The sequence below is a fragment of the Paraglaciecola sp. 2405UD69-4 genome (genome assembly GCF_047525415.1).
GTDB lineage: Bacteria > Pseudomonadota > Gammaproteobacteria > Enterobacterales > Alteromonadaceae > Paraglaciecola.
Genome location: NZ_JBLIXM010000001.1, coordinates 26,485 through 44,768 on the forward strand (window position 1 = coordinate 26,485; position 18,284 = coordinate 44,768).

Annotated in this window: 13 protein-coding genes; 9 read left to right on the forward strand and 4 right to left on the reverse strand. The window is 40.6% G+C overall.

Annotated features, from left to right (window positions below):
* Positions 1-7: 7 nt before the first annotated feature.
* Positions 8-2,500, reverse strand: a complete 2,493-nt coding sequence (gene pbp4b, locus ACMUMK_RS00145; protein WP_414699107.1) for a penicillin binding protein PBP4B — start codon at positions 2,498-2,500, stop codon at positions 8-10.
* 387 nt (positions 2,501-2,887) lie between these two features.
* Here pbp4b and ACMUMK_RS00150 point away from each other — a divergent pair, with 387 nt between their 5' ends.
* Together ACMUMK_RS00150 and ACMUMK_RS00155 are read left to right on the forward strand one after the other, a co-directional pair.
* A complete protein-coding gene (locus ACMUMK_RS00150) occupies positions 2,888-5,896 on the forward strand; it encodes a carboxypeptidase regulatory-like domain-containing protein (RefSeq protein ID WP_414699108.1) in 3,009 nt (1,002 codons plus the stop codon).
* A 295-nt stretch (positions 5,897-6,191) separates the two neighbouring features.
* Complete coding sequence (locus ACMUMK_RS00155) at positions 6,192-7,040, forward strand: MurR/RpiR family transcriptional regulator (protein ID WP_414699109.1); 849 nt, start codon at positions 6,192-6,194, stop codon at positions 7,038-7,040.
* A 19-nt stretch (positions 7,041-7,059) separates the two neighbouring features.
* Here the strand turns inward: ACMUMK_RS00155 and ACMUMK_RS00160 are convergent, their stop codons facing one another.
* Positions 7,060-8,235, reverse strand: coding sequence for an exo-beta-N-acetylmuramidase NamZ domain-containing protein (locus ACMUMK_RS00160; protein ID WP_414699110.1), 1,176 nt, complete (start codon positions 8,233-8,235; stop codon positions 7,060-7,062).
* Position 8,236: 1 nt separating this feature from the next.
* Positions 8,237-9,160 carry an N-acetylmuramic acid 6-phosphate etherase gene (gene murQ / locus ACMUMK_RS00165; protein ID WP_414699111.1) on the reverse strand — a complete coding sequence of 308 codons (924 nt, stop codon included), beginning with the start codon at positions 9,158-9,160 and terminating at the stop codon, positions 8,237-8,239.
* A gap of 368 nt (positions 9,161-9,528) precedes the next feature.
* On the opposite strand from murQ, the gene ACMUMK_RS00170 reads away from it, so the two are divergent.
* The 6 genes from ACMUMK_RS00170 (at position 9,529) to ACMUMK_RS00195 (ending at position 16,374) form a co-directional block, all read left to right on the forward strand.
* Positions 9,529-10,743 (forward strand): anhydro-N-acetylmuramic acid kinase, encoded by a 1,215-nt coding sequence (locus ACMUMK_RS00170; RefSeq protein WP_414699112.1) that lies wholly within the window; start codon positions 9,529-9,531, stop codon positions 10,741-10,743.
* A gap of 40 nt (positions 10,744-10,783) precedes the next feature.
* The gene (nagZ, locus tag ACMUMK_RS00175) at positions 10,784-11,836 is read left to right on the forward strand and encodes a beta-N-acetylhexosaminidase (RefSeq protein ID WP_414699113.1); all 1,053 of its coding nucleotides are present in this window, start codon (positions 10,784-10,786) and stop codon (positions 11,834-11,836) included.
* Positions 11,833-13,377 (forward strand): sodium:solute symporter, encoded by a 1,545-nt coding sequence (locus ACMUMK_RS00180; protein ID WP_414699114.1) that lies wholly within the window; start codon positions 11,833-11,835, stop codon positions 13,375-13,377. The genes nagZ and ACMUMK_RS00180 overlap by 4 nt, the downstream gene beginning before the upstream one ends.
* A gap of 31 nt (positions 13,378-13,408) precedes the next feature.
* Positions 13,409-14,422, forward strand: coding sequence for a glucosamine-6-phosphate deaminase NagB-II (gene nagB-II, locus ACMUMK_RS00185; RefSeq protein ID WP_414699115.1), 1,014 nt, complete (start codon positions 13,409-13,411; stop codon positions 14,420-14,422).
* Positions 14,423-14,435: 13 nt separating this feature from the next.
* Positions 14,436-15,551, forward strand: a complete 1,116-nt coding sequence (nagA, locus tag ACMUMK_RS00190; RefSeq protein ID WP_414699116.1) for an N-acetylglucosamine-6-phosphate deacetylase — start codon at positions 14,436-14,438, stop codon at positions 15,549-15,551.
* Positions 15,552-15,717: 166 nt separating this feature from the next.
* Positions 15,718-16,374, forward strand: a complete 657-nt coding sequence (locus ACMUMK_RS00195) for a sulfotransferase family 2 domain-containing protein (RefSeq protein ID WP_414699117.1) — start codon at positions 15,718-15,720, stop codon at positions 16,372-16,374.
* A 9-nt stretch (positions 16,375-16,383) separates the two neighbouring features.
* Here the strand turns inward: ACMUMK_RS00195 and ACMUMK_RS00200 are convergent, their stop codons facing one another.
* Positions 16,384-17,100 (reverse strand): 3-deoxy-D-manno-octulosonic acid kinase, encoded by a 717-nt coding sequence (locus tag ACMUMK_RS00200; RefSeq protein WP_414699118.1) that lies wholly within the window; start codon positions 17,098-17,100, stop codon positions 16,384-16,386.
* 118 nt (positions 17,101-17,218) lie between these two features.
* Between ACMUMK_RS00200 and ACMUMK_RS00205 the strand changes: the two genes are divergently transcribed.
* The gene (locus ACMUMK_RS00205; protein WP_414699119.1) at positions 17,219-18,283 is read left to right on the forward strand and encodes a glycosyltransferase family 4 protein; all 1,065 of its coding nucleotides are present in this window, start codon (positions 17,219-17,221) and stop codon (positions 18,281-18,283) included.
* The last annotated feature ends 1 nt before the right edge of the window (position 18,284 follow it).

The following is an 18,284-nucleotide window of genomic DNA, read 5'->3' on the forward strand; positions in this document are numbered from 1 at the left end:
TAAAACCTTACTGATTATCTAATACAGCTTCGTATACTAAACTAACCACACTGCCATATTTGCCTGTTTCAAATAACTTACCTTTGAATTCCGGCCCTTTGTCGTTTTCTCGCTCTACGATCTCACTATGACGAGCGTTGGTGAGAAGAATAACTGCAAGGTCATACTCAGGATCAATAACTGTCACTGTGCCAGTCCACCCAGTATGTCCATAGGCAGATGCACTAGCATAGGGGCCAAAATGCCATTTTTGTTCACCATGAGCGGCTCGGCGCCAGCCTAGTCCAAAACTAGCCTCACCTTCTTCTGGTTTAATAAATTCATCAAGCACACTTTGTTCGAGTATTTTGGTTTTGCCGTAACCACCGCCGTTTAAAAGGGTTTGAGCTAATACGGCCAGATCATCTACGGTTGAAAATAAACCGGCGTGTCCTGCTACTCCGGCAAAAGAATGGAAAGCTTTTTCATCATGAACTTCCCCTTGCAAAACATAGCTGCGTACATTGTCAAAACTAACTGTACCACCGCGGGTGTTTCCCATAATTTCGGTGGCTGCAAACTGACTCTTAGTAAATCCCTTTTGTAGCGGGTTAAACAAAGTGTGATCTAATCCAAGGGGGTGGTAAATCTGTTGTTCGACATATAAGTCTAACGGCTCTTTTGTGATGCGCTCAATCAACAAACTCAACAACATATAGTCAGTATCACTGTATACGGTTTTGGTTTGGCGACCAGTCTCAAAAGGGACGCGAGACAATAGTAAGTGCTCGGTTTGCTTTTTATTTTGAGAGAAAAATTGCGGACCTAGTGCATTGTCTTTAGTAAAAAAACGTACCTGTGGAGAATAGCCTGCAGAGTGGGTCAGTAAATCTCTGACTAAGCGGCTCTCGCGCCCTTGTCCTTGGTACTCTGGTAAATAATCATTGATAGGACGAGTAACATCTATTTTACCTTCAGATACTAATTTCATAAGGGCTAAATTAGTGGCAAACATTTTTGTATTAGAGGCTAAATCAAATATCTGATTGGGTTGCATCTCAATTGGGTGGGGGAGCTTATCGCCACCGTCTGCAAACTTACGAGCATAGCCATAAGCAGTCTTTTTAATGATCTTGCCGTCTTTTAACACTAAAAGAACAGCCCCAGGAAACCCTGCATCAATATCATTGTTAATGAGTTGGTCGACTTTAGAAAACTGCACACTATTGATAGCGCTGGGTAGGGTTAATTCGGGGTAAGGGATCATCACTCTAATGGTGCTGCCCTCGGGTAAAACATTTTCAACCCTTAAGGTGTTCTCACCATTTTTAGTACGCTTGGCTAAGGAGTACTGATAGCTATGATAAGGTTTAAATATCTTTTCGATATTGAGTTTTTGGCCGTTTACATAAATGTCAGCGCTTGTGGCGTTAACATTATCAATAATGATTTGCCCTTGATTTGCATAGCTTTTAAAAATAGTGCGGTCGTTTACCCATTCTCTGGTGCTACGCTGTGTATTTGGAAATACATCATTCACTTGGTAATACCCTAAGGCTTTTGCCACAGCTGCGGGTTGTTTTTCTTGTTCGTATCGCTCCAGTAGTGCTTCTACGCGTTTAGGAAAGTATTTGTCGATGAGGGCAAATAATGTTCCAGCTGTTTTACTGTCAAGCTTGCCGTTTACTGACCAAGGTAAAAAGTGCATCTGAAACGCTGATAAAGTATCAATAGTCGCGCCGTCAATTACTCCCGTTTCTACAATTCCATAACCATAAATACCTAAAGCCTGTTGTACTAAACCTACACTCGCTGGATAGGAATTAAACATTTCCCAATATTTTTTGAGAGTATCATTGTCGTACCAAGCACCAATACCATGCTGATAAAGTTGGTACCAAGGAAAGCGGGGGCCTGGGTCATTCTTACGGGTAGGGGATATATCAGAGTGACCTACTACTGCCGTTGGTGATATGTCTGGGTTTCTGGCCAGAATATCTTTAGATAATGATATTAATAGTTCAATTTGCTTAGAGTCATAGTCGGGGAAAACACATAATCGGCTGGTGTCATTTTCTCTCGTTGTTTGTTCACCAATTGATGTGTCACGCATACATTCTGGTACGTTAACTATTTCTATACCCAAAGAGTGGTCATTAAGATCTTTTCTTCCTTGCCAGTAACTACGCCCTGCATGCCATGCTCTTCCTGTTTCATCTACTAGCTGAATGACTTTTAGTTCTTTGTCTTGATAACTAGGATCGTTACTTTCTGGAATAAGATAGTGAGCACTCAAGCCTCCTTCATCAACCAAAGCGGTAACAGACTCTTGATAATCTATGGCGGTGTAATGCATCACTAAAAACTTAATACGTTGGCTGTAGTTCTTAGACTGCATGTGAGACAGAGGCAAAGATGTGCAACTCACAATAAATAAGGTCAGCCCTGCAATAAGCCAGTTTCTATTTGGCAATGACCCTTTGTTTGCTGTTGTTTTTGGGGACTTAATGCCTAACTGCATAGTAAATTTCCGCCTTGAGAATAAATAATTATCATATGTTTAATAATTTGGAATAATTATTCTACACATATTTTTGACTCAATAATAAACGATTTATACATAAATATTTATTTGAAAGTAGCTTTTAGTGATTTCTACCACGATTTTTAAATCCATATCCAGAACAAGCTTTGTGCTGTGGTTTTTAATGAGGGAATTTTTATTCTATTGGTAAATATAAATTATTACTATAAATGGTAATGGTTGGAAAAAATTATTCTTGACCTTGTTGGTTAATATTTGTTAAATAACAATCAGTTTTCCTTCAGTAACAGCCATAACAAAAGAGTTGGTCTCGGGATTTCTGTAGCAAGGTCACTTACAAAATTCATAAAAAAGGTGAAACACATGTCAAAACAACATAAAAACTTCTTAAAGCAGCGTCTGCACCAAGCTGTTAGTAAAACATTAAGGACACCAGTCACATCTATCTCTGCTCTTATGCTAACGGGGGCACTTATGAGCTCACCTGTTATGGCACAGCAAGCGGGTGGGATTAAAGGTAGTGTAGAAACAGATGCTGCAAATATTTCAGTATCTGGGATCACAGTTACAGCAACTAGTAATGTGATGCCAAAACCAAGAACGGTTTTAACCCAAGAAGATGGCAGTTATGTGTTACCCGCTCTTAAACCCGGAAAATATACCCTAACGTTTACCTCTGCTGATGGTTCAGTACGTCAAACAACTGTTGATGTGTTACTCGACCAAACCGCAAATATTGACGTAATCTTTGAAGCAGCTCCTACTGATAGTGTTGAGGTGATTCAAATAGTAGGAACCCGTGTTAGCCGCGACGGTGATTCGTCTATTAATAATGCTCTAGGGTCAGACGTACTAGCAAAAACACCTATTGGACAGAACTATCGCTCATTATTAGCAATTATTCCTGGTGTACAATATTCTGAAAACGCTACCTTAGGCCCTTCAGCAGGTGGCTCTGGCCGTGATAACAAATATGGTTATGATGGTGTAGATGTTTCTTTACCTATGTATGGGAACTTGGCTTCTGAGCCTTCTACACAAGATATTGCCTTTGTATCTATTGAACGAGGCGGCGCAAAAGCCGTTGGCTTTAACCGAGCTGGTGGCTTAGCCATTAATACCTTGTCTAAATCTGGTACAAATGATTTTCATGCAAGCATTGAGTATCGAATAGAACCTTCTAGTTTAGCTGGTAGCAAAAAAGTAACTGACGCTTCACCTACTACTTTTGAAGAAGATAAAACATGGTTTAGTGCTAATGTAAGTGGCGCATTGATTGAAGATGAGTTGTTCTTTTATGGTTCATACTTTGGTCCAGAAGTGACCTACGATAATAATGAAAATGCTTATGGAACGGTAAAAGACTACAACGAAGAACGTGATGAGTACTTTGGTAAGTTAACTTGGGCACCAACCGATGATTTACTTTTTAACCTAAGTTACCGTACATCAGATAAAGAAGTGAAAGGTGACTCTATTGGGAATGCGGGGGCTGATTCTACTTCTGAAGGTAGTAAAGTGACGCAAGATATTCTTACCTTTGATGGCTCTTACATCATAAATGATAGTACGGTTTTATCTTTCCAATATGGTGACTTTGAGAACAAAAACTCTGGACGTCCAGATACTATCTTCTCTGATGTTACAGCTTCCATTGGTGGCTCACTTGATATTGCAAATTTAGATACTCAAGGTAACTTCTTTGTTCCTGTTTTGAAAACCGACGAAGGCTATGACAACGTAACCGCACAAGCATTAATTGATGCTTATGGTTATGAAAATGATGGCGTATTGACAGGGGGTGGCAACGTTGGGGCTGCATCTTCTTTTAATAACCAAGACTTTTTCCGAGAAAGCTTTGAAGTAAAACTCGATCATGAAACAGAGATTGGGAATACCTATCATAATATCCATTTAGGTGTGCAGTGGAAGGAAAGTAAAGAAGTATTAACTCGCCTTTCAAATGGTTGGGGAGCAATTAGTTACCTAGGGGGACTAAATCCAGATACAGATTTTGAAGTAGACTCACCTATTTATTACAGTGCTTCTGTTTACTCAAACAGTTTAAGCTCGGAAGAATTGAACCCTCTTACTTCTTCTTCTGAAACCATAAATATCGAAATTAACGATACCATTGAGCACGGTGATTTTACTTATAACATTGGTGTTATGTTCAGCAATGACACCTTGTATGGCCAAGGCTTAAGGAAAAACTCAAGTACCATATCTGGTTGGGAAGCCGCACCGGGTGAGAAGTATAAAATGTACGAGTTAGACTTTTTGGATATGATCCAGCCGCGTTTGGGCATTACTTGGGCATATAACGAAAACGATACTATTTTTGCTAACTTTGCCAGTTATAACCCAGATACTACGTCTTTAGCACGAGCAGCTTCTTGGGATCGTAACAACCAATCTACCCAGGTCGTTTATTTTGATAGTGCAGGTCAGTACTTAGGTAACACTGAAGCAAATGGATCGTCTGGTAAGTTTTTTGAAGATGATTTAGAAGCTAGACGTACTGACGAAATTACGATTGGTATGACTAAGTATTTTTCTAACGAGTTCTTTATGCGTACCCACGTGCGTCAGAAAAAGGCGTTTCATGCATGGGAAGATACATGGAATGGCTCACGTAATTATGACTATGATGGTCCATTTGGTGGAGTACCAGATAATATCGCTGCTAAAGGTTTATATATTGAAGACCTAGATGCATGGATTGAGCAAATAGGTAGCGGTTCTACTTACGTTATTGCCGAGTTAGACGGCTCTGAAAATACCTACTATGAGTGGAGTATTGAAGGTGACTACACAGGTGAGAACTTCTACTTGAATATGTCTTATGTTTGGAGTCACTACTTTGGTAACTACGACCAAGACAATACCAGTGCCGATGCGGATGGTAACTTGTTCGTTGGTTCATCTAACTTAGCTGATGGTATTGGACGCCAGTTGTGGGACGGTAAGTACGGTACTTTAAATGGTGATAGACCTCATGTGTTAAAAGCTTTGGGTTACTACACCACAGACTGGAATGCTGATATTGGCTTTAACTTTGTGTTCCAATCAGGTGATGTATGGGAAGCATGGGATGGTTCGCTATACGGCTACTCTAGCTCGACTATTCGTTATGCTGAAACAGCTGGTAGCCACCGTGAAGCAAGCCATTGGCAGTTGGACTTAAATTACGCTCAGAGCTTTACTTTAAGTGAAGATTTAGAGTTGAAGTTTAGAGCCGACGTTTTCAACGTATTTGATAAACAAACAGGTTATGACTACGACCCGTATGTGTCTAATACAACCTTTGGCCAAGCTAGAAAGCTTATCAATCCACGGAGAGTTCAACTTTCTGTCAACCTAGCATTCTAAATTTAGCTAGTAAGCAAAACCTCAAAATCCTCGCCTAGTGCGGGGATTTTTGTTTTTATTTCATTGGGTTATCTTAATACTCTATTAAGCCCAGTGTGTCTTTTGTTGTTCAACATTTACTTATTCATCAAGAAAGGCGCTACCTGTAGAATAAAATATTACTATAGGAATAATTTTATTTGTTACGTTATAACTATATGTATTTATTTGGTTTTTAAGTAAAAACAAGTTAAATAATTGAACCTTTTTAGATACAATTATTCGCAATTGATAAATAAAATATTTATGAGTAAGAATGTCAACATTTACCAAAATTAAAGCGATAAAAGATTCGTTGTCGAGCAGTGAGTTAAAACTAGCTAAATTTGCTCTTGATTCATCTAATGCTATCCGTGAATTATCATCTCAAGAGCTGGCAAATGTAGTAGGCGTCAGTCAATCTAGTGTGGTCAAGTTTTCTCAAAAGTTAGGCTACAAAGGGTATCCTGCATTTAAAATGGGAATTATTGACGCTTTAAATGCTTCTACTGCCAACAATAACCTGCACGGTAAGATCACTGTTAATGATGGTTTTGCACAAATGTCTGATAAATTACTCAGCAGTAAAGTGGCGGTATTAAATGAAACGCGAAACCTCAATGACGAAAAGTCTTTGGTAGCAGCGGTTGAGCTTTTGAAATCGTCAAAGCGGATACTCATTTGTGGTTTAGGCGGCTCTGCTTTGGTGGGTAAAGACTTTTCATACAAGTTGCAGAAGTTAGGGATATTGGCGATAGAAGAAGCAGACGCCCATGCTCAATTGGCATTTGCTGCTACTTTAGGTGAAAACGACCTAGTGTTCGCCATTAGCGAATCGGGTAACACCAAGGAAATGATTAATGTGGTATCGGAAGCAAAACAGAATAAAGCTAAGATTATCTCCTTAACGCGCTTTGGCACTACGCCTATTTCTGATTTGGCAGAGGTAAAGCTTTATTCGGTTGCTGACGAAGAGTCAGCGCGTTTATCTTCTATTTTAGCGAGAACCGCCCAAGAATTTATTATAGATATTTTGTTTATTGCGATTACTCAATCCTCTCGTCAAGGTCGTCAGATATTAGAAAAGACCAATGCTGTTGTGAGTGATTATAGACGTTTATCCTAGGAGCTCATTGCGCCTACATTTACTCTGGGTAAAGTAAATAGGGTTTTCGTTGTTGCTTGAATGCCTGTAAGTCTGCTTCCCAGCTTGTTTGAATTTGTTGAAGACTATTCCCGTTTTCAATAGCTATGCGAAGTTTGTTGGTGCCCGCTAACTTGTCCATAAAGCTGCTATGCTCGAAGAAGGTTATCCCTGCTTGTTGAAACTGCCGATACGCTTCGATAAATAGTGTTAGGTCTAGGCCATGCTGTGTGCTTTGTTGGAGATTGATCCCTAAAAGGGCTTGATTCTCTAACTTAGGGTGTAAGGCTGCACCTGGTTTACTTATTGGTGTAAAAGCAAACTCCCCTAATGATACTAGATTGTGACCTATCACTTGAAATGGAAAGTCTGTGCCGCGACCAACGCTCAGTGGCGTGGCTTCAAAAAAGCATAAAGAAGGATATAGTTGCACTGCCTGACTATTAGGTAGGTTGGGACTGGGCGCTACGGGCAAATCATAATGCATATTACGGTTATAGTTGGCCACACTGATTGTAAATAATTGCAGTTTACTTGCATCAGATATCCAGCTTTCGCCTTTAATCATGAGTGCTAGTTCAGCTATTGTCATCCCATGTAATAGGGGGATTGGGTGCATACCAACGAAAGACTGGTAAGCTAAGTCTAAGGTTGGCCCGTCGACAAACTTGCCATTTGGGTTGGGCCTGTCTAACACTAAAAATTGCGTATTTGATTCAGCGGCAGCCTCCATCATGTAATGCATTGAACTGATATAAGTGTAAAAGCGAGCGCCAACATCTTGAATATCAAATATGACGATATCAATTGTGTCCATTATGTCTTTTGAAGGTTTTTTGTTGTCACCATATATGGAGGTGATGGGAATACCTGTTTTGCTGTCTAGGCCATTTTCTACATGTGCCCCTGCATCGTGATCTCCTCTAAATCCGTGCTCTGGCGCAAAAATACGAACCAAGTTGATATGTTTAGATAATAAAAAGTCTACTAGGTGGGAGTTGCCGACTCTGGAGGTTTGATTAACGACCAAGGCTACCCGTTTACCCTTTAATAGTGGTAGATAACGTTTACTTTGAGAGGCGCCGACCAGAATTTTTTCAGAAGCTGGATTTATGTTAGTGGTACAAGCACTTAAGCATAAAACTATGATTAAAGAGAAAAAGGCAACTAACTTCAAGTTAGGCCACTTTTATCTCAACAGCTTTTCTTAAAAAGCCTTTGCTTTTTTGTAATAAGGATGTGGCTTCAGCAGCACTTGAGTTGGTTAGTATCATCATAATAGCAACTTTGGCTTCGTTATCAGCTTGTTGCAAGGCTGTGGTCGCTGTTTTTTCATCACAATCCGTAGCTTGCATGACTATCAATACGGCCCGTGCATACAACTTTTGGTTGCTAGCATTTACGTCGACCATAAGATTTTGATAGGTTTTCCCAATTTTAATCATGCTTGCTGTGCTCAGCATATTGAGCACTAGTTTTTGGGCGGTACCTGATTTTAATCGGGTTGAACCTGTGAGTATTTCTGGTCCTACTGGAGCACAAATATCAATGTGTGCTTCTCTGCCAAGAGGTGAGTTTGGGTTGCAGTTTATTGCTACTGACTTGGCACCTATTGCGTTTGCATACTTAACAGCAGATATGACGTAGGGAGTGCGACCACTTGCGGCAATGCCAACGAGAATATCTTTTGAATTAAATTTAATAGCTTTGAGGTCGGCTATGGCAGCGTCTTGGTTATCTTCTGCTCCTTCAACGGCGTCTTTAATGGCTTTTTCACCGCCTGCAATTATGCCTATCACCATATCTTTTGGAACACTGAAAGTCGGTACGCACTCAACTGCATCTAAAACGCCCAATCGACCGCTGGTACCTGCTCCTATGTAAACCAGTCGCCCTTGATTATTAAAGCTATTCACAATGGCATCTACTGCTTTAGCTATGGCTTGTAATGCAGGCTTAATTGCCAAAGCAACTTTTTGATCTTCTTCGTTAATTTTTTTGAGTATGTCTTCAGTTGATAGCAAGTCAATATCTATCGTTCCGTTGTTACGGGTCTCTGACAAGATAGTGTAGAGCTCATCTAAAAGCGGATTATTATCCATAATGTGTCTCACTTTCTTTGTAGTATCTAGATGGTTCGAGTTGCATGTACTTTATTTGATTTATCAAAATTAACCTAATTTAAGTTTTGATTCACTATGACTAACAGTAGAATTAAACACTTTATTTACGAATATAGTTCCCAAGAATTATAAAAGTAAAGTTTGACAAGGTTGAGAATATATTATTCTATATTTTTTGTATATAGAATAATAAATGATTTATGATTGGCTGTGGGATCTAGGTTGCCGATTAATTAGGGAGCCTTTGATTTGAGAGCAATTGATCCTTTGGGGTGTCAGTTGGCAGAGTTTGACACTTAGCCGCTAGCACTATTTTATACAGTAATATAATAACAATTAGGTAGAAAATGCACCCCCATATTGAAAAGCTTCATGCTATTGCGAATAAAAAAACTCGATTAATAGTGGGTTTGATGAGTGGCACCTCTTTAGATGGTTTAGATATTGCCCTTTGTGAGTTGTCAGGTTCAGGTAGCTCCACTGAGTGCAACCTAGTTGATTTTACTACTGTAGATTATTGCGATGATTACCGTCGTAATGTTAAGGCCATTTTTGCAAAGCCTGAAGGCAGTCTTGAGCACTTATGCTTATTGAACCCATGGGTAGCTAGATATCATGCAAAGTTAGTTAATCAGGCAATACAAGGGTTTGGTTATAAGAATACGGATATCGACTTGATTGCAAGCCATGGACAAACCATTTACCACAGTCCAAAGGTTCAACATCAATACGAGCATTTCCCTAATGCTACCTTGCAAATCGGTGATGGTGATCACATAGCTGTGCTTACCGATATTATTACCTTAAGCGATTTTAGGCAAAAGCATATTGCAGCTGGTGGACAGGGCGCTCCATTAGTTATGTATGGTGATTATCTGCTATTTCATAGCTCCATAGAAAATCGCATTATGCTCAATATTGGTGGCATTGCTAACTTAACTTATTTGCCAAGCAAAGGTGATATTTCAAAAGTATTTAGCTCTGATATTGGGCCTGGCAATACCATAATGGATGCTTTTATACAGACTATCTCAAGCAAGTTGCACTATGACGATGGGGCTAAAGTTGCAAGTGCCGGCAGTATTCATCAGGGCCTATTAATGGAGCTGGCTAGATCAGACTTTTTTGCACAATCATTCCCAAAAACAACAGGGCCTGAAGTCTTTAATTTAGAGTACTTACATTCGGCTCAAAAATCAGCAGATGCCACCGATTTATCAAATGAGGATGTAATGGCGACTTTGTGTGATTTTACCGCTAAATGCATAGTCGATAGCATAGTGACATTAGGTCAATCACTACCGGATTTAAGCGTCTACGTGAGTGGGGGAGGGCTTCATAATCCACTCCTTATGAGACGTATACAGATTAGACTAAGTAATAAACTGCCTCACACTAAGATATCAAGCACAACCCAGTTATCAGTTAACCCAGATGCTAAAGAAGCAGTGTTATTTGCACTTTTGGCAAATGAGACATTGTGCGCGACTGGTCCCAAATTAAAGGCAACTGAACTCAATATGCCGCAAATTACTATGGGTAAGTTGAGCTTTCCTGATTAACTGCGCCATATAAACTACCACCTTACTTTTAGGGAGTGATATGAATAAAACAATCACCTTTGGGCAAGTACCTTCAAATGCAATAGTGGGCTGTGCAACAACTGCATTGACCGTTGAGGAAAAGGCATGGTTTCAGTCTATGAGGCCTGTGGGATTAATTTTATTTGCTCGAAATATCAACACACCTCAGCAGGTGGCAGACCTAGTAGATGAGTTTAAACTCATTACAAATAATCAGTATGCGTTAATTTTGATTGACCAAGAAGGCGGCAGAGTATCTCGCTTACCTTCACCTCATTGGCGTATACCGCCAAGCCCAACTGAGTTTGCAAAGCTATATCAAGTATCTCCTGATGCAGCGGTGCGCGCGTGTAAGTTAAATTATCAATTAATTGGGGCTGACTTAAAGCGTGTTGGCGTAAATGTGAATTGTGCCCCTATGTTAGATATTCCTCAGGCTAATGCTTCTAGGGTGGTAACTGATAGAGCCTTAGGTAATACACCCGGGAGTGTGATTGCCTTGGCACAAGCTACTGTTGCAGGGTTACAGCTAAGCGGAGTTGAGCCTGTTATTAAACATGGACCCGGCCATGGCAGAGGGACCACTGATAGCCACAAAACCTTGCCTATTGTTGATGCTGATTTAAATACGCTAGCAGCATGGGACTTTTTACCTTTTGAGCATTTCAAAAATCAGTCCATGCTAATGACAGCTCATATTTTATATACCGCTATTGATAACACCTACCCCGGCACCTTGAGCCCCAAAGTCGTAAATGAAGTCATTAGAAACCAAATTGGTTTTGATGGTTTGATTATGACAGATGATATAGATATGCATGCACTTAGTGGTACAACAGCAGAAAAAGCAACCCAAGCTTTACATGCTGGTTGTGATCTAGTGTTGCAATGTAGCGGGAATATCGAGGACTTATGGGCTCTAGAGCCAGCATTGACTCCCTTATCAGGAAAAGCACTCACTAGAACTGAAATTGCAGCTTCAAAAGCATCTGCTAGTTTCCAAGACATTGATGATTCGGCCCTCTTAAGTGAATTAGACAGCTTGTTATCAGGAGAGGAAGGCCGCTTATGATTGACCAATATACGGCCTTAGATTTGGCCGTTTTTGCATTGTATATTGTTATTTTATTGGCAACAGGTTATGTCTTTAATCGCCGCGCTCGTACCACCAATGACTACTTTTTAGGTGGCAACACAATGCCAATCTGGACTGTGAGCATTTCAGTTTTGGCTACGTCTCAATCAGCCGCAACATTTTTAGGTGGGCCAGACCAAGGTTACCGTGGAGACCTTACCTATCTGGCGTCTAATATTGCAGGCTTAATTGCAGCTATATTTGTCGCTAAGTTTTTATTGCCAAGGTTTTACACCCTGAAAGCTTTCACTGTATATGAATTACTTGGTAGTCGGTTTGGTGACAATGCAAAGTACCAAGCTGGGGTTGTGTATTTGTTTGGGCGCTTATTTGCCAGTGGCGCTAGATTATTCATGGCTGCTATAGCGGTTTCAATGATTTTATTTGGCGATGTGGCACCAAGCTCAGTCATCATAGCCATTGGAATTATTACTTGTGTTGGCTTCTTTTATACTGTGTATGGAGGGATCCGCACCGTTATATACTCAGATGTAGTGCAATGCTTAGTCTATGTGAGTGCAGCATTATTGGTCCTATGGCACCTTTTTCATGCTATTCCCCTTAGTACCAGTGAAATGCTGGAAGTGTTACAAAACCCAGGGCCAGGAGAAGCATCTAAACTGACCTTTATTGATTTTTCGTTAGATTTTAGCAGTGCTGGGGTGTTTAATATTTGGTCAATTTTGACCGGCTTTGTATTGCTGAACATAGCAGGTTTTGGTTTAGACCAAGATATTACGCAGCGAATGTTGACATGTAAAAATGCTAAAAGCGCCAGTAAAGCGCTTATGTCGTCCATAGCGATGGGAGTGCCAGTTGTCTTGGCTTTCATTTGTATTGGGCTATTGCTTTTTATTTACTACCAACGGCCGGATATTATGGCTCAAGCTGCAAATGGTGCCCCAGTTCCTGAGTTTAAAGGTCAGACAGTTACCATTTTTATGTACTACGTATTAACCACTTTACCCAGTGGCATAAAAGCTGTGGTTACCATAGGGATTGTCGCTGCGGCCTTGTCTACTTTGAATTCAGGTTTGAACTCTATGTCATCTGTGGCCGTGCAGGATATCTACCGTGGCTGGTTAAAAAAAGGTGTGCCCCTAAGTGAGGATAAATTAGTGGCAGTTGGCCGGTGGTCCATGGGGGGGGTCGCCATTGCACTCGCTAGCGTGGCTTTACTTTGTTACTACTGGCAACAATATTCAGATACCCCCCTTTTGGCATTCGCCCTTAGTGTCATGGTGTTTTCCTATAGTGGATTATTAGGTGTTTATTTTACGGCGATATTTTCAAATCGTGGTAACCCCGCGTCTATTGTTGCTGCCTTGATAACAGGGTTTGCTGTGCCTGTTTTAATGCAGCCCTATGTTCAATCAATATATTTACCGGCGGCTTGGCAATTTGATTTGGCCTTTACTTGGCAGTTAGTAATAGGCACTGCGATATCTACCTTAGTTTGTTTGTCTAGAAAAAAATAATTTAATCCAGTTTTATTAAGAGGAAGTAATAGTGGCACAATCACTCATGGCGAAAGAGGCTTTACAGACTCCAGAGCAAATCAGACGCCAGCTGCATGAGAACCAAGATAGGGTTAAAAATGTGGTTGAAGCAGTAAAGGCTTTTGCCCCAAAAATGGTGTATTTGATTGGTAGGGGATCGTCAGACCATAGTGGTGTTTATGCTAAGTATTTAATTGAGACAGAGCTGGGTATTCCGGTTTGTGCTGCAGCACCTTCAGTTAGTACCTTGTTTGGGAAAGCGCTGCAGCTACAGCATGCTTTGGTGATATGTATCTCTCAGTCAGGTAGAAGCCCAGATATATTGCATCAAGTAACACAAGCCAAGCAAGTGGGCGCAATGTGCTTGGCTTTAGTAAACGATGAGTCATCACCCTTAGCTGACTTGGTTGACCATGTTATACCTTTAAAGGCAGGCCCTGAAAAAGCGGTTGCTGCAACGAAAAGCTTTTTGTGTACCTTAAGTGCAATTGCATCTTTGGTAGCTGTTTGGTCTGACTCTCAGCCGTTATGGGACGGTCTACAAGCTTTACCTAAGCAGTTAGAGAGTGTCGTAGGGCAAGAGTCACAGTTAAAGTTAGGTGATCTTAAAGATTTAAGGCATTGCGTAGTACTCGGTCGAGGCTTTGGTTACGCAATAAGTCGAGAGTTAGCCCTTAAGCTAAAAGAAGTGTGTAGTATTCATGCTGAAGCGTTTAGCAGTGCTGAGTTTTTACATGGGCCGATTACTTTGGTCGCCAAAAAGCTTACTTTAGTGAATATCGAAATTGAAGATGAGACCTTTGAACATCATAAAAAACAGGTTGATGAGGTTATCCGCAGGGGAGGTAAAGTATTGAGCTTACAATATGTAAGGCTTGATATGCCCCAAGAACAAATTCACCAGCGCTTGATACCATTGGCCATCATGCTGCGTTTTTATCTTGATATAGAGAGTATTGCCCAGCAAATGGGCCTAAATCCAGATGAGCCAACGGGTCTTAATAAAGTGACGCAAACCTTATAGTGAGATTTTGAGTATGACATGGTTTTCTGCAAAGCAAGTATTTGATGGCAGTCAGTTTCACTCTGACTATCATTTTAAAGTTGAAAATGGCCTAGTGACTGCGGTTTCAACTAGCGCAACTAGTTGCGATGTATATTTAGATGGTTTGGTAACCCCTGGATTTGTAGATACCCAAGTCAATGGCGGAGGTGGAGTGTTGTTTAATCAAGCCCCAAGCCTTAGCTCATTAGAAAAAATCTTTATTGCCCATCGCCAATTCGGCACGACTACTATGTTGCCTACTTTAATTACAGATAATCTAAACGTGATGCGCCAAGCATCTGATGCAATAGCACAAGCTATAGCCGAAAACATGCAAGGTATAGCGGGTGTGCACTTTGAGGGGCCGCACCTAAGTGTAGCTAAACGCGGCATTCACCCATCTAATCAAGTTCGCCCCATGTCTGATGCTGAGTTCAAACTTATTACTCGCAAAGATTTAGGCAAGGTACTACTTACCATAGCCCCTGAAAATATAGCCCCAGATGTAATAAAAGATTTAGTTAACCATGGGGTGATTGTGGCTTTGGGTCATTCTAATGCCGATTTTGACACAGTAGCTGCCGCCATTGATGGAGGAGCTAGGGGGGCAACCCACTTGTTTAATGCCATGTCTGGGTTACAAGCTAGAGCTCCTGGTCTTATCGGAGCTGTGCTTGCAGATGAGCGTATTACCGCAGGTTTAATTGTGGACTTACTCCATGTACATAGGACCAACTGCCAAGTGGCATTTAATGCAAAGTCGGCAAAAGGTATTATGTTGGTGACCGATGCAATGGCGCATGTGGGAAGCGATTTAAATGAGTTGCCTTGGTTAGATACAGTGATTACCCGTGATGGTGACAAGCTCAGTACACCTGATGGCACGCTTGCCGGTTCATGTTTAGATATGATGGGGGCGGTAAGACGCTTTCATCAAAACGTGGGGGTTGAGTTAAAAGACGCTTTATATTGTGCATCAGCGACTCCAGCTGAGTTTATTGGTTTAAGTGATGTGGGCCATTTAAAAGAGGGGGCAAAAGCTGACTTTTTAGTAATAGATAAAAGCTTACATGTACAACAGGTTTATCAAGCTGGGGAACTAAAGTAAGGTATTGGCATCATAAAATTTACTATCGGCCCTAATTTTTGATAGATTCATCCTTATTAGGAACTGATTTTGTTGTAAATTATCCTAACACCTGAATGTCGACTCTGGATTACACTTCAATATAATCGATAAAACTCACTTTAAAATTTAGTCTGGGAAAGCTGTCGTGCTACTAAATCATAAATATAATTTTTTATACGTACACATTGCCAAGACTGGCGGAACTAGCATTCGTTCGGTGTTGAATAAATTACGCTGGCGCTGCCCTATGTATTATTTAATGTTCCCGGGCCATAAAATTAGTAATATGTGTGGGCATACCACAGCAAGCAAGTTCCCCCGTCATGCAGGGGTTATCGCTGCAAAAGAAATGTTACCCGATGAATTTTTCAATAAGCTATACAAGTTTGCGTTTGTACGTAACCCTTGGGATTTACAGGTTTCTTCTTATCATCACATTCAACGTGAAAGGCCAGAGTTATTGGCCCATATAAAAGATTTTAATGAGTTTATAGAATACAAGTTTGATCCAAACAGACCCTACATTTTTCATTTTGATATTGCCACCAAGTTACAATCTGAGCATCTAATTGACCTTAAAGGTAACATTATTGTCGATTTTGTGGGTAGGTACGAAACTTTGCATGATGACTTTCAGACCATTAAAAAAACCTTAGGGTTAAAAGATGTATCTATCCCCCATAAGCGTAAGGCAAACGATCGTAAAAAAGACTACCGCGAGTACTACAATAGTCGCTCAGTAGACGCCGTAGCTAAGCATTATCAGCAAGATATTGACTTGTTAGATTATCACTTCGAATAAGTGACTTGGTTAGGTGTGCTGCAAATAGGCATTTAATAGTAACTCCCAGTCTGACGGCTGCCAGTGAATGTTCGCTAGAGATGCTTCTTTGTGGAAAGAGCGTTTTAGTCTCTCGATATTTGCTTTTTTCCAGTTGTCGCCGGCTTTTATAGCACACTTATCAAAATCAATTAGCCAAGCTTTGCGGGTGTTATCTAACATGATGTTTCGTATGTTTAAGTCATGGTGGTACACCTGATTGTTGTGAAAATCAGCTATGGTTTTTCCTATATCTTGCCAAGTTTCGCTTGGGAGAGAATGCTCCAACAAAATATGGTGCAGGTCTTGTGCTTCTGGAATTTTCTCTAAAATTATATCGGCACAGTAATATAGCCCGTGCTTAACCACCCTTGCTGCTATTGGAGCAGGGCAATGAAGGTTTTGTGTATGCATGCTTTGTAATAATGAAAACTCTAACCAAGCTCTGGTATTTTTTAAACCTGTGTAAAAGTATTGGTCAGACAGAAGCTTACCTATTAGGCCTCCTCTGCGATATCTGCGTAAAACGTAACTCTTGCTGTTGTGTTTAAAAAAGTAAGTGGTACCACGGCCGGAGGCTTTTCCTATAAGAGCATCTTTAGATTGCCAATAGCCTTTGGTAAATATGTCCTGATTGGGATTTTCAAAATGGCTACAATCAAAAAGTATAGTTTGGTTGTGGTTTGTGTTTAGCTGGATATCTGGCATGTTACAATCAGAAAATGAATATTGGGTGTATTGTATACGTATACCCAGATAGTTAAAGTTTCAACATCTATGTTTGAATTGACCTAAGGTAACCTCGCTATAAATTATGAATGACTCCATGACTAATGACGCTTTGAACAATGAAATAGAATTGATTATAGCCAACTCTAATTCGAACTTTTCAGGTGTGACTTCTACCATGTTGCAGGTGATGTCTTATCAAAAAGATTTAATTTCTTTAAGGGTTATGGGGAAGCACTTTTTGCCTGATCCGTCTCTGGCTATTTCATTTTGGGATACAGTTAAGATGTGCCGTAAGCCCCTTAAAAATGGCAAGTGGCGTGTATTCCATGCCAGGCGAGTAGATGAAATGATTCAAGGGGTTATTTTAAAATACCTGTTTAGAGCAAAGATTAAATTAGTGTTTAGCTCTGCAGCACAGCGTAAGCGTTCTGGCTCGACGGTTTGGCTAAGTCGCAAAATGGATGCGGTACTAGCTATGAGCAAACGCTCAGCTACTTTTTTGTCAGACCCTCCCACTATGATAAGCCCACATGGTGTGCAAATTAACGATTATCAAGCTGCCGCTGATAAAGAAAAAGCCTGGCAGGCCTTAGGGTATGGTGGCAAAGTTGGTATTGGCATTTTAGGGCGAGTTAGAAAGCAAAAAGGTGTGCATTTATTTGTTCAAGCTTGTATTGAACAACTTAATAAATACCCCGATGTTAATGGGGTGGTAGTAGGGGCCATTTCTAATAGCAATACAGCATTTGTAGAAGAGCTGAAGCAAAAACTCGCTGATGCTGGCATGTCTGACAGAGTGACTTTTACAGGTGAATTGCCCTTTGAAGAGATCCCTAAAATTTTTAGTGCCTTGTCTTTAGTGGCCGCCTTGAGTGAGAACGAAGGATTCGGGTTAACCGTATTAGAAGCTATGAGTTGTGAAGCGGCTGTTTTGGCTACAGAGGCAGGGGCGTGGGAAGAAATTATTCGACCTGGTACAGATGGCTACATAGTCCCTGTTAACGATCAAAGTGCTGTGACTGAAAAATTGGGTTTATTATTGTCTGATCTCAATAAACTCACCTTGATGGGCAAAAACGGTAGGATGAGAGTTGAACAAGCTTATCGTGTTGAAGATGAGGCTAAAAGGCTGGTGGACTTCTTTCGCTCCATACAATGAG